Here is a 12,343-nt window from a genome sequence, read left to right as displayed (position 1 = left end):
AGTATAATATATATTGTATAACTATTGGAAGAATATTATTTTCTTTCGTGAAAGGCAGAATATGATAGGTACAGATTTCAGTGTGGATTTTCTTATGATGCTGGTCGCTCGTGCTGCGACTTTTCTTCTGGTCATACCGATCCATGAGTCGGCACACGGACTTATGGCAAAGTGGCTGGGTGATGATACTGCTCAGAAGGCAGGACGAATTACACTCAATCCATTTGCTCATCTTGAGCCCATAGGTCTTATAATGATGCTGGTCCTCGGCGTAGGCTGGGCTAAGCCCGTTCCCGTGGATCCTTCCAAATTCAAACATAAACGTCTTGGATACGCTCTTGTATCACTGGCAGGACCTGTTTCTAACCTTATAGCAGCATTTATCGGAGCTGCCATCGTTACTGTTGCCGCCTGCGTTGGTTATCATGTGGGAGTTGAAGAGCTCACTACGGATATGCTTTCTGATTTTGCCAATGCGGTATTTACTCTTCTGGTAGATTTCGTTCAGATTAATATTGTACTGGCTCTGTTCAATATGATACCTCTTCCGCCTATGGACGGCTTCAATTTCCTTCGTGCGTTCATGCCCTACAGCTTTGACCGCTGGGTATTCCGCAATCAGCGCATACTTACAGGAATATTCTTCGGTATAATCATGCTTTCGAGCTATGTATGGCAGGTAAGAGTGGCATTTGCCGTTGTGGAAAAACTGGTGGAAGTAGTGATCTGGATGTCTGTATCATGGATACCATTACTATTTAACATAAAATAAGACGAAAGGTCAGACCTATGAGCGCATTTTACAGATTATTGCTTATTCTGATAAGCAGGGGATTACTGATGGTCGCTGTTATGCCTGCGGCATCTTTTGTCAAGGCAGGCGTGGCGCATCTACTCGGTGACGATACTCCAAAGAGAAATGGCAGACTAAGCCTTGATTTCCGCCGCCATATGGATAAGCAGGGTATGCTGATAACCCTTATCATGGGCTTCGGATGGAGCAAGGAAATGAATTACGACGTTTCCAATCTGAAGCATATGAAGCGGGATATCACCATTATCTCACTTGCGGCTCCGCTGACATATTTTGTTTTGTTTGTGCTCCTTTACAATATTTCGGGAGCCGTATACGGACTTGCACCGTCATCGTACCTGCTTGCCAGCCTTTTCAGGGTAATCAGGGGAGCGGCTTATACGGGACTCTGCTTCGGAGTCATAGATCTTCTACCTTTGCCGCCTCTGGACGGCTTCCAGATATTCTATCAGTTCTCATGGCCAAAGTTCAGAAGATGGTATTTCAGCCGCTATCAGCAGATAATCTGCTGGTCGCAGTACATACTCTATGCAATATTCCTGCTGGCCATAATCACTGACGGTGAGCTTTCAATTATAAGCCTGCTGGCAGAGCTGTGGCGCTGGCTGATACTGGATCGCCTGATATTCTTCAATATGGACGCTTCAAGTATACCTTATAAGATACTGAGCGGAGTATTCGGCACAAACGGCTTATTCTATCTGGAGTGATACCGATATGGAAAGTATATCATTCAAGCTCGAGGTCTTTGAGGGACCTCTGGATCTTCTGCTGAGCCTTATAGCCAAGCATAAGCTCAATATATGCGATATTGAGATCTCAAAGCTGCTGGAGCAGTATCTGCTCTATATAGATCAGGCTCATGAGCAGAACCTTGAGCTGGCAGGAGAATTCCTGGAAATGGCTGCAAGGCTAATATATATCAAGACAGCTTCGCTTCTGCCACAGCCCGAGGAGGCAGAGCAGATGAAGCGAGAGCTGGAGGGAGCCCTTATAGAGTACTCTCTCTGTAAAATAGCAGCACAGACTCTGGCTGAAGCCTTCGTGGGCGGCGATATTTTCGTCAGGACCCCCATGAAGATAAAGGCGGACATGACTTATACCCTTGTCCATGAGCCTGAGAGACTTGCCATTGCTTACAGTGCAATATCGCTGAAAAATATAAAGTCGGAGCACGCAAAGCTTCATGTGGAAAACAAGATCAACTCCGTTGTGAAGCGGCGTATAGTCTCGGTAATGACCAAGGTAGTTCATATCCTCAGAGAGCTTTATGACTCGGGGGAGATGTACATGGACAAGCTTTATGAGGGCGTTACCGACCGTTCTGCAAGGGTCGCCACGTTCCTTGCAGTGCTGGAGCTCACCAGACACGGACGTATCACCATAAGTGAGGATAATATGAAGATATTCTTCAAGGGAAGAAAGAACGGAGTGAATAAGACTTGGAGATCAAAGACAAGCTCGGAGCAATAGAGGCAATACTCTTTGCAAGCGGCGAGCCTATTGAGATATACCGCCTCTCGGAGGCAAGCGGCGTTGATGCGGGAACACTCCCGTCAATGATAAGGCTGCTCAATGAGCGGTATGAGGACTGCGGCAGCGGGATCTGCATAAAGAAGCTGGACAGCAGCTTCCAGATGTGTACCCGTGAGGAGTTCGCACCGCAGGTAAGGGCAGCACTGGAGACAAAAAGGTCGGCACCGCTGTCAAATGCAGCTATGGAGGCACTTACCATAATAGCATACAATCAGCCCGTATCCAAGGGCTTTGTCGAGAATGTCCGCGGTATAGACAGTTCGTCGGTCATCAATAATCTGGTGGAAAAAGGCCTCGTTGAGGAGGCAGGACGCCTTGATGTTCCGGGAAAGCCCATAGTTTACAGGACTACATCTGTTTTCCTGAGAAGCTTCGGACTGAGCTCAGTTGCGGATCTTCCGCCCCTTCCCGGTCAGAGCGATCTGGTGCTTGAGACCGAGGAGGAATTTGTGGACAGAGAACTGGCGGAGGCGCAGAAGTCCGAATAAATCATCGAAAGGAGCGGCAGGAATGATCATACTAAAAATTCTGCTTTATATACTTCTTGCCGTGTTAGGCATAATACTTCTTGTCCTTATAACTCCTGCCGGAGGAGAATTCAGCTACATCGACGGTAAATTCAGCTATAAAGTGAAGCTTTGGATAATAAATATCATGGATTCCGAGGGCGGAGGACTTTACAGCTGGTGGAAAAAACGCAGGTCGAAGAAAAAGGAAAAGCCCGAAAAGCCGAAAAAGCCTAAGCCTGCAAAGGAAAAAAAGGCTAAGAAGAAAAAGGAGCGGGAAAAGTACGAATGGGAAAAGGAGCTTGACGATATTCCCGTAAATGATCCCGAAGAGGATATGCTTCCCGCGGAGCCTGCTGCAGAGAACGCTGAAAGCGTAACTGCCGAGGCTCAGACTTCTGTGAAAGAGGAAGATGAGCCCGATAAGAAGTCTAAAAAGAAGAAGGACGAGGAGTCCGATGATGACTTCTTTGATGACGATGAAGAGGAGCAGTTTGAAAATGAGGATAAAAAGTCCCTCGGTGATAAGGTCGAATTCATAGTAGGCATATGGGAGAGCGCTCAGCGCCCGCTGCTGAAGATATTCAAGGGCTTTAAGCTGAAGGATCTGTATATAGATTTTGTGATCGCTGATGACGACGCATATGACTGCGCATTGAAGTACGGAAGGTACTCGGTGCTCATATACAACGGTATCGCCTTTTTCAGTCAGCTTTTTACCGTAAGGCTGAAGACCATAGATGTCCGACCGCAGTTCGGTGTTTCCAGAGGACGCTGGGATGCTGCGGGAAAGCTTTCTTTCCGTCTCGGTACAGTAGTCATCGCGGGAGCATGGTTCCTGCTGACATATCTTTTCAGGACATTCATACCTGAAAAGCTCAGAAAACGTAAATTGAAAAAATCCGCCGCAAGGCAGAAGTGAGGTATAAACATGAGTGCAAACAATACACCTGTAAGTGATCTTTTAGGCATTTCTATTGAGAAGATCAAGGAAATGGCAGACGTTAACGCTATCATCGGAGAGCCTATAAAGCTTCCCGACGGTACTACCATAATTCCCGTATCTAAGGTCAGCTACGGCTTTGCTTCGGGCGGTTCGGATCTGCCATCAAAATACGATAAGGATCTCTTCGGAGGCGGTGCCGGAGCAGGAGTTTCGATCAAGCCCGAAGGCTTCCTCGTGATCTCTCCGGACGGTTCCGCAAAGATGGTGAATATGGAGGGAGCAAATGATCCCATCAGCAACGCTATCGAGAAGATGCCTGCTATCATCGACAAGGTAAGTGGCTTCATCAGCAAGAGAAAAGGCGGCAGCAGCGATGAGAACGTTTCAGGCGGCATAACAGACGATTCTGTGCCTCTCAACTGAGAATAAAAGCTGATATACGGGCATATCTTTTAGCAAAAACGTTTTTGCGGAGGTACGCCCATGAAAAGGCTCGTTTCTTTATATGCGGCAGTTGTACTGACAGCTGCCTGTGTTCGTCCGATAGTATCTTCCTGTGCCGGAAAGCCTGAAATTTCAGCTAAGGCGGCAGTTGTGATATCTGCCGATACTGGTGAGATAGTATTTGCCGAGAATGCTTCGGAGAAGCTCCCCATGGCAAGTACTACCAAGATAATGTCTGCTTTGCTCTGTATTGAGAGCGGCGGATTATATGACGAGTTCACTGTGGACAGCGAGGCTATAAAGGTGGAGGGCTCCTCCATGGGGCTCTGTGAAGGTGATAGGGTAACAAAGTATGCACTTTGCTGCGGTATGCTCCTTCCCTCCGGAAACGACGCTGCCAATGCTGCGGCGGTAAGGATAGCAGGAAGCATCGGTGGCTTTGCAGAGCTTATGAATGACCGCGCCCGTGAAATGGGACTTTCAAGGACCTATTTCGTCACTCCCTCCGGACTTGAGGGTGAAGGCCACGGCTCTTCCGCATATGACATGGCCATGCTTGCCCGCGAAGCGCTGAAAAACCATATATTCCGCGATATATGCTCTCAGAGCAGTATGAAGGTATGCTTCGGAGCTCCGCCCTATGACAGGTGGCTGAAGAATACCAATAAGCTCCTGACCATGTATGAGGGGGTATACGGCGTAAAGACAGGCTTTACAGATGAGGCGGGACGCTGTCTCGTTTCTGCCTGTGAGCGCAGCGGGAAGGATCTTATATGCGTGACTCTCAACGACAGAAACGACTGGGAGGATCATATATCCCTGTACGATTACAGCTTTGCAAGTGTAAGGACTATGGATGCAGAGCTTCCGAAGGATTTATCTGCGGAGATTGTTGGCGGCATCTCTGACAGTATAAGGCTTGTTCCCGAAAGGGACAGCATGACCGTTACAACGGCTGCGGGAAATAAGGACGATATTACTTTTACGGTGCTGAGAGCTCCTTTTCTCTATGCTCCGTTAAAAGCCGGGGATAAGGCTGCGGAGCTCCGTATAAGCTTTCTCGGACGTGAAGTGGAAACAGTTCCGTTGTTTGCTGCGGAGGATGTAGCCGCTGCACCCAAAAAGTCTGACAGCAGCCGGAAAAGTTTATTCGATAAAATCATTGACAGGATCGGGAGACTGTTCTCCCGTTAAGGATAGGATAACTGTGGAAAAAATAAGAATTCAGAAAATGATCGCCGATTGCGGCGTATGCTCCCGCAGAAAAGCAGAGGAGCTCATAACCCAGGGCAGGGTAAAGCTAAACGGCCACCCTGTAAAGCTTGGGGATAAGTGTGGTTTCAAGGACATAATCACCGTTGATGGTGAAAGGATATATATGCCGAAAAAGAAGAACTTCGTGTACCTTATGATGAACAAGCCCAGAGGCTATGTCACTACGGTGGCAGATGAGCTGGACAGACGCTGCGTAATGGATCTTCTTGAGGATGTTGACGAGCGTGTTTATCCCGTCGGACGGCTTGACAGAAATTCCGAGGGACTTCTTCTCTTTACCAACGACGGAGAATTTGCCAACAGCATAATGCATCCGAGCAGACATATCTCAAAGACCTACCGTGTAACTGTACGTCCCGACATAAACGACGATCAGCTTGTAAAGCTCTCGGAGGGCGTAGAGATCGACGGCAGAATGACTCTCCCTGCTTCTGTTATAGTAAAGGATAAGACTGAGGGAAGAGTAGTGCTCCTCATGACTATCAAGGAAGGCAGGAACCGTCAGATCAGAAAGATGTGCGAGGCTGTGGGACTGGAAGTTGCAAGGCTACGCCGTATCAGTATAGGCCCTCTGAAGCTGGGTATGCTCAAACCGGGTACCTACCGTGAGCTGACTGCCGATGAACTGCGTGCGATACGCAACGCTATCGGCAAGGAGAAGTGATATGCTGGAGATACAGGAGAGATTCGATACTGTCGGCTATGAAAAGCTTGCTTCTGAGGCTGACTGTGCTGAGCTTCATATTACAGAAGCTCTTGACAGGGACAGTGTTATCGGATTTATAGCCTATTCCTACGGTACGGAAAAGACTGTGGTATATGACTACGACTCAGGCGGAGATATAATGCTCTGTGACGGGCTCGTCCGTTCGGTAATGCTCAAAAGCGTCCTCAAGGGTATAAAGCATATGCTTTTTGACCTGAAGGAGGACGGAAAATTCGCTGATCTGAAAAAACTCGGTTTTATCAGAGGCGACAGCAGACAGTGCAACGATCTTGAAAGCTTCATGAATGGTTGCCAGAGCTGCAGGAACAAGAAAGATAATATGAAAGGATAGATTACGAGTGCCTATAAGGATTTCTTCAGAGCTTCCTGCATTCAGAACGCTCGGCGAAGAAAATATATTTGTCATGTCCAAGGAGAGAGCCGAGCATCAGGACATACGTCCGCTGAAGGTCATTATCCTCAATATAATGCCTAAAAAGATCGAAACGGAGAGCCAGCTTATGAGGCTTCTCAGTAATACTCCGCTTCAGGTCGATGTGGAGCTCCTTCAGATGGCATCCCATGTGTCGAGAAATACCTCCAGTCACCATCTTGATGCCTTTTACAAGACCTTTGACGAGATCTGCGATTACCGCTATGACGGCATGATAATCACCGGTGCTCCCGTGGAGCTCCTCGATTATGAGCAGGTGGATTACTGGAAAGAGATATGTACCATTATGGAATGGTCAAAGACTCATGTATTTTCTACCATATACATATGCTGGGCTGCACAGGCAGGACTTTACTATCACTACGGTATACCAAAGTATCCTCTTGAGAAGAAGATGTTCGGCATCTTCCCCCATAGGGCAGAGGTCAGCAACTGTCAGCTGCTTAGAGGGTTCGATGATGTGTTCTATGTGCCTCATTCGCGCAATACAGAGGTAAGACGGGAGGATATCGAGCGTATACCTCAGCTTGAGATACTGACATCGTCGGATATATCCGGAGTGCATATAGTCGCCAACAAGAACGGCAGACAGTATTTCATCACAGGTCATTCCGAGTATGACAGAGACACTATCGCCAATGAGTACAGGCGAGATGTTGAAAAGGGACTGGATATACAGATACCCTACAATTATTTCCCGAATGACGACCCGAATAATATGCCGGTCTTTTCATGGAGATGTACTGCCAATCTCATGTTTTCAAACTGGCTTAATTACTGCGTATACCAGAAAACACCGTATAATCTCGATGAGCTGGAGGTACGCAACTGGAACTGGCAGACAAGTCTATAATCAAGGGGTGTAAAAAATGAATGATATAAACGGAAATAACAATGGTTATAACGGCGGGGGCTATAATAACGGTTACGGAAATAACGGTTATAACAACGGCGGTTACGGAAATGGCTACAATAATGGTTATAACAACGGCTACGGAAATAACGGCTACAATAATGGTTATAACAACGGTTATGGCGGCGGCTACAATAACGGTTATAATAACGGCTATGACAACGGCTACGGTCAGCCTGCCGACGAGCGCGGAGGAGCAGGTCTTGCTATAGCTTCCTTTGTAATATCGCTGGTAAATATGATATTATGCTGTACTCTTCTCAGTATCGTAACTGTTCCGCTCTGTCTTATATTCTCAATAGCTTCTCTTGTAAAGAAGAGAAAGGGAACAGCATTTGCCATCATCGGTATCATAATTTCCCTGTTATCGGGACTGGCATTTGCTTATTACGGATTCTTCATATACAAGATAATGCCCGATGTTATGTACTTTGCAGAGCATCAGGAGCAGATCATCGAGGACTACGACAGAGACGGCACTATCCCTGAGAGGTATGAAAAGTACAGGGATCCTAAGTTCAATAAGTACTGGAAGCAGTACAACTGCGACAGCTTTGACGAGTTCTTCGAGAATGAGTTCATCAACAAGTACAGGACAAAGCCGCGTTCGGATGATGCGTATACCTCGACTCACGGAAGCGGTCATACCAATGATCTGTCACTGGGCTTCAGGCCTGCATTGATTATATGAATAAAACTCCCCGTGTCTTTACGACACGGGGAGTTCTTTTGTGATCAGTGACATATATTCCTCAGTGGACAGCAGACCGCTCCTGTTGTATCTGAATATCCCGTACAGGCAGTCAGGGGTACGAGTTATGAGATTGACGCCTTCGCGGCAGGTCAGAGTCATGAGTATGCCGCTGTCACGAAGTACGGGAAGGCTTTCGCGGCTAAGAGCTCCGAAGGGATAGGCGAATACAGCAGGAACGATACCGCAGTTGCGGTGGAGCTCGGTCCTGAGCAGTCCGATATCATTTTGCAGCAGATATGCGTACTCCTCTGAGGTTTCTCCGGAAAGCTTTGAACAGCCTTGTCTGCCGCTGTCGGAGTGCATATCATAGGTATGGCTGCCTATCTCTATTCTTCCCGAGGCAACCAGCTGTGAAATATCCTGCCATGTCAGATAGGAATAGCTGTCTGCATGGGGATCGGCAGCTGCATAATCATTGGTATATCTGCCAACAATAGATACAACGGCGCACATATCGTATTTTTCAAGCAGCGGCAGTGCAAGGGATAGATTATTGTAGAACCCGTCGTCAAAAGTGATAAGCACAGGCCTTGACGGGAGCTGACCTTGTCCGTGGGTATATTCTATGAGCTGCTGTGCGCTTACCGCGGTAAATTCGTTATCACTGAGCCATTTCAGGTCTGCTTCCAGCTGCTGCGGAGTTACTGAATATGCCGAGGGCGGCCTTCCGCAAACGCTGTGGTACATTATTACAGACAGGGGGACAGGCTTCTCGCCGCTGTTCTCTGCCGACACAGTCCTTATACCGAGAAATGCAGCCGCAATTATAAATATTACTGCCGCAGCAGCAAGGACTCCGAACATTTTTCTGCAGAGCCTGATACTTCCGTACATTGTCATCACCTCTGTATATACTATGTGAGATATTGTCGGAAAATGCCGTATTTTTCGGACATACCTGCTGCGGCAGGCGAATATACTTATCTCAGAGGAAAAAGCTGTGAGGTGAGTGTATGACACGTCGAAAACGCAGAAGGATAAAAGGTGCAGCAAGATGTTTTGCAGCCGTTATGCTGCCTGTTATGGTCGCATCTGCGGCAAAGGGAACGGTATATGTAAAAAGGGCGGTGAAAGGGGCGGACAGATTGCTTCTGAGCAGTACTGACAGTGCTGAGGCTCCTCACATAAGTACCGACAGCGAGATAGTGAGCCGAATAATCAGAGAGGATGAGCTTCTCGGCGGTGTTGTGCTTTCCGAGGGCTACGGAGCTGAGGACGAGAGCGGGAACAGCGAGCTCCTGAGACTTCCGTCTCCTCTTGATATGGAGGCAGATGATGCAGGTGAAAAGCCATACCCTCAGGTATGGAATACCGACGGAGAGATCGTCCGCGTGAATTACGGAAGGTACAGCGGCAGCTCCTTCTTTGACCTTGAAGGCGGAGGTCAGGTCAATAACAAGACTGATATACCCAACGAGACTCTTATCCGTGAGAGCGGATATCTGCCGAATTTTACCGTTGAGGATACAGATGAGCCGCTTGTTCTTATCTATCATACCCATACCACAGAGAGCTATGAGCCGTTTATCAGGGACAATTACGACAGCAGCTTCAATTACCGCACTACCGACAATACCAAAAACGTGGTAATGGTAGGGGATGCCATTCAGGCTGAGCTGGAGGCACAGGGCATAGGTGTGATTCATACGCCTGCCGTACATGATTATCCCTCCTATAACGGTTCCTACGGTAGAAGCCGTGAAACCATAATGCCCATCCTTGAGAAATACCCGAGTATTAAGGTCGTTCTTGATATACACAGGGATGCTATTTCAGCAGATGAGACCGCTTATCAGCCCTTTGTTGAGGAGAACGGCAGGGAGGCTTCGCAGGTGATGATAATTTCAGGCTGCGATGACGGGACTCTCGGTATGCCTGATTATATGGAAAACTTTCATTTTGCCTGCACTCTCCAGCAGAAGCTGGAATCCGATCATCCCGGACTCACCAGACCTGTATTGTTTGATTACAGACACTATAATCAGGATCTTACCAACGGTAGCCTGCTCATAGAAGTGGGCTCCCACGGAAATACTCTTGAACAGTCGCAGTACTCGGGACAGCTCATTGGCAGATCTCTGGGAGAACTGCTGAATTCCATGAAGAGGTGAAAAAATGCGCAGAAAAAAGAAAAAAGCCGCCCTCAGAGCAGCCTTCCTGTACCTGCTTCTGAGCTTCGGCTCATGGATGTTTATAAATTCCTATGCCAATTCCTATAACAGAATCAACAGTGAGAGCATAGTTCCCGCAGGACTTGTTATCAGTGACGGAAAAGCAGAGCTTGATATACTCGGACATCATTCTGAGTTCGGTACATCGGGCATAGCTCCGGCAAGCAAGGCTTACTGCGGAGCATATCTGCTCTCGCCTGACGAGATAAGGGCTGCGGCTTATGTCATATCATTATGTGTAAAGTTCTGATTGTCTTGTATAATAGAATGTATTTAGCTCACCTTTGTAAATAAGGTCTGCTCCCGGAAAGCTTCTGAAATCATCGGGAGTATAAAGGGAGAAGGCTTTTTCCAGAGGTATGCCTATCTTGTCCATAGTATAAGCAACGAACTGAGAACAGACAAAGCTGCGTTCACGTTTCCATTCAATATTGAAATAAACTGCCAGAAGTCCGAGAAGATTGTATGAAAAGACCTTCCTGTGGACTGCGAAATGGTTAATGATCTTATTGTATGCTTCTTTTTGTTCCGGTGAAACACTTATGCGATATATCTCACAGGGAATATTCTGAAACTGCCCCAGAGTACCCTGACCGACGGTCTCTTTATTGAAGGTTGCGGGGAGTGGAAACGGACGATATGTACGGCAGAAGCTATACATCTCCGAAAGCTGTATATCCCCTGAAAGAGAAACGTGATTATATGGCTTTTTTGTAAGAAATTTGAAGAATCGTGCGGGCTTTGTACCTGTCTGCGCAACTATCAGATAAATGTAGTCCCCCAAAACGTTCCCTCCTAATTTATTTTTTATAATTATATCACAAACGCTTGCAAATTTCAAGAGTTTTTGATATAATTATATAGTAGCTTTAAATATGCGCCTGTAGCTCAGGGGATAGAGCATCGGCCTCCGACGCCGTGTGCGCTGGTTCGATTCCAGTCAGGCGCTTTAAATGCCCCGTCAGGTCATGACGGGGCTAAGTTATTAGCTATCATTCGGTATCCTGCATTTAATATAAAGGAGATATTATGAACCTGAGACCTGTTATCAAGACGGCTGAGACAAGCCGCAAAAGCGGAAGGCAGGTATTGTATGTCCTTCTGCTCGTCCTTATTGCACTGTACTTGTTTTTTTCTTTTCTTGCCGGAAAAACAAAGAAGGAAACAGACCTTCCCGATATAGACACAGATGCTCTCGCAAGCAGCTATATAGAGGCGTTTTCAGAATTTAACGCAGGTACTTCGCAGAGTGAAGAGGACATGACCGCACAATTCAGTACAAACTGAATGTGTGATTGTAATATATAAGCTATAAAAGGGAGGTGCAGTAATGATCGACTTGTCCAATATAGAGAGGTACAAGGAAAACAACAGATTAGAGGCAAAAAAGGCAACAGGCGGACTGCCGGAAAGCCTGTGGGAGACCTATTCCGCCTTTGCCAATACTCTGGGCGGGATAATACTTCTCGGAGTAGAGGAGCGTGAGGACAAGTCCCTCCACCCTGTTGATTTGCCGGATCCCGAGTGGCTTCTCAGTGATTTCTGGGATATAATCAATGACAAACGCAAGGTGAGCAGAAATATACTTACTAACGATGATGTTCAGATAAAGCGCATAGAAGGCAAGCATATCATTGTAATAACCGTGCCAAAGCTAAAAAAAGGGGAAGAGCCGATTTATACAGGCGGAAGTGTATATACAGGAACATATAAGCGCAATGGTGACGGAGACTATAAATGCAGTGTGGAGGAAGTTGCTGAAATGTTAAGGCGAAAATGAATATATTACTGAGGGAGAGACTTGATAAAAAGTTTCTCCCTGAG

The 12,343-nt window shown here is 47.0% G+C and carries 17 protein-coding genes and 1 tRNA gene; 16 read left to right on the top strand and 2 right to left on the bottom strand.

Annotated elements, in window-relative coordinates:
• The first annotated feature begins 61 nt into the window (after positions 1-61).
• The 11 genes from RF007C_RS04740 (at position 62) to RF007C_RS17705 (ending at position 8,285) form a co-directional block, all read left to right on the top strand.
• Positions 62-772: a site-2 protease family protein gene (locus RF007C_RS04740; RefSeq protein WP_019678046.1), complete on the top strand. Its 711-nt coding sequence runs from the start codon at positions 62-64 to the stop codon at positions 770-772.
• Between the two features lie 68 nt (positions 773-840).
• On the top strand, positions 841-1,524 hold the full coding sequence (locus RF007C_RS04735; protein ID WP_037297702.1) for a site-2 protease family protein: 684 nt from the start codon (positions 841-843) through the stop codon (positions 1,522-1,524).
• Positions 1,525-1,531: 7 nt separating this feature from the next.
• The gene (locus RF007C_RS04730; protein ID WP_037297699.1) at positions 1,532-2,287 is read left to right on the top strand and encodes a segregation and condensation protein A; all 756 of its coding nucleotides are present in this window, start codon (positions 1,532-1,534) and stop codon (positions 2,285-2,287) included.
• Positions 2,257-2,838, top strand: coding sequence for an SMC-Scp complex subunit ScpB (gene scpB / locus RF007C_RS04725; RefSeq protein ID WP_037297697.1), 582 nt, complete (start codon positions 2,257-2,259; stop codon positions 2,836-2,838). The genes RF007C_RS04730 and scpB overlap by 31 nt, the downstream gene beginning before the upstream one ends.
• A 22-nt stretch (positions 2,839-2,860) precedes the next feature.
• Positions 2,861-3,778 (top strand): hypothetical protein, encoded by a 918-nt coding sequence (locus RF007C_RS04720; protein WP_037297694.1) that lies wholly within the window; start codon positions 2,861-2,863, stop codon positions 3,776-3,778.
• Between the two features lie 9 nt (positions 3,779-3,787).
• The gene (locus tag RF007C_RS04715) at positions 3,788-4,225 is read left to right on the top strand and encodes a GerW family sporulation protein (RefSeq protein ID WP_019678042.1); all 438 of its coding nucleotides are present in this window, start codon (positions 3,788-3,790) and stop codon (positions 4,223-4,225) included.
• 60 nt (positions 4,226-4,285) lie between these two features.
• On the top strand, positions 4,286-5,440 hold the full coding sequence (locus RF007C_RS04710) for a D-alanyl-D-alanine carboxypeptidase family protein (RefSeq protein ID WP_019678041.1): 1,155 nt from the start codon (positions 4,286-4,288) through the stop codon (positions 5,438-5,440).
• A 13-nt stretch (positions 5,441-5,453) separates the two neighbouring features.
• Positions 5,454-6,185: a pseudouridine synthase gene (locus RF007C_RS04705; protein WP_019678040.1), complete on the top strand. Its 732-nt coding sequence runs from the start codon at positions 5,454-5,456 to the stop codon at positions 6,183-6,185.
• A gap of 1 nt (position 6,186) precedes the next feature.
• Positions 6,187-6,579, top strand: a complete 393-nt coding sequence (locus RF007C_RS04700) for a hypothetical protein (RefSeq protein ID WP_037297691.1) — start codon at positions 6,187-6,189, stop codon at positions 6,577-6,579.
• A 7-nt stretch (positions 6,580-6,586) separates the two neighbouring features.
• Positions 6,587-7,534: a homoserine O-acetyltransferase MetA gene (gene metA, locus RF007C_RS04695; RefSeq protein ID WP_019678038.1), complete on the top strand. Its 948-nt coding sequence runs from the start codon at positions 6,587-6,589 to the stop codon at positions 7,532-7,534.
• Positions 7,535-7,550: 16 nt separating this feature from the next.
• Positions 7,551-8,285 (top strand): hypothetical protein, encoded by a 735-nt coding sequence (locus RF007C_RS17705; protein WP_193385748.1) that lies wholly within the window; start codon positions 7,551-7,553, stop codon positions 8,283-8,285.
• A gap of 18 nt (positions 8,286-8,303) precedes the next feature.
• Here the strand turns inward: RF007C_RS17705 and RF007C_RS04685 are convergent, their stop codons facing one another.
• Positions 8,304-9,182 carry a polysaccharide deacetylase family protein gene (locus RF007C_RS04685; RefSeq protein ID WP_037297689.1) on the bottom strand — a complete coding sequence of 293 codons (879 nt, stop codon included), beginning with the start codon at positions 9,180-9,182 and terminating at the stop codon, positions 8,304-8,306.
• Between the two features lie 119 nt (positions 9,183-9,301).
• Between RF007C_RS04685 and spoIIP the strand changes: the two genes are divergently transcribed.
• A complete protein-coding gene (gene spoIIP, locus RF007C_RS04680; protein WP_051456516.1) occupies positions 9,302-10,459 on the top strand; it encodes a stage II sporulation protein P in 1,158 nt (385 codons plus the stop codon).
• A gap of 4 nt (positions 10,460-10,463) precedes the next feature.
• Positions 10,464-10,769: a hypothetical protein gene (locus RF007C_RS04675; RefSeq protein WP_037297686.1), complete on the top strand. Its 306-nt coding sequence runs from the start codon at positions 10,464-10,466 to the stop codon at positions 10,767-10,769.
• Here the strand turns inward: RF007C_RS04675 and RF007C_RS04670 are convergent.
• Positions 10,752-11,303, bottom strand: coding sequence for a hypothetical protein (locus RF007C_RS04670; protein ID WP_019678034.1), 552 nt, complete (start codon positions 11,301-11,303; stop codon positions 10,752-10,754). The two genes, RF007C_RS04675 and RF007C_RS04670, sit on opposite strands and share 18 nt — an antisense overlap.
• A gap of 93 nt (positions 11,304-11,396) precedes the next feature.
• Between RF007C_RS04670 and RF007C_RS04665 the strand changes: the two genes are divergently transcribed.
• The 3 genes from RF007C_RS04665 (at position 11,397) to RF007C_RS04655 (ending at position 12,299) form a co-directional block, all read left to right on the top strand.
• Positions 11,397-11,468, top strand: a tRNA-Arg gene (locus RF007C_RS04665).
• An 80-nt stretch (positions 11,469-11,548) separates the two neighbouring features.
• Positions 11,549-11,806: a hypothetical protein gene (locus tag RF007C_RS04660; protein ID WP_037297684.1), complete on the top strand. Its 258-nt coding sequence runs from the start codon at positions 11,549-11,551 to the stop codon at positions 11,804-11,806.
• A gap of 43 nt (positions 11,807-11,849) precedes the next feature.
• The gene (locus tag RF007C_RS04655) at positions 11,850-12,299 is read left to right on the top strand and encodes an AlbA family DNA-binding domain-containing protein (protein ID WP_037297681.1); all 450 of its coding nucleotides are present in this window, start codon (positions 11,850-11,852) and stop codon (positions 12,297-12,299) included.
• The last annotated feature ends 44 nt before the right edge of the window (positions 12,300-12,343 follow it).

It is taken from the genome of Ruminococcus flavefaciens 007c (genome assembly GCF_000571935.1).
GTDB classification, from domain to species: Bacteria; Bacillota; Clostridia; order Oscillospirales; family Ruminococcaceae; genus Ruminococcus; species Ruminococcus flavefaciens_F.
Note: the sequence above shows the minus strand (reverse complement) of the source record. Positions and strands in the feature narration are given on the sequence as shown.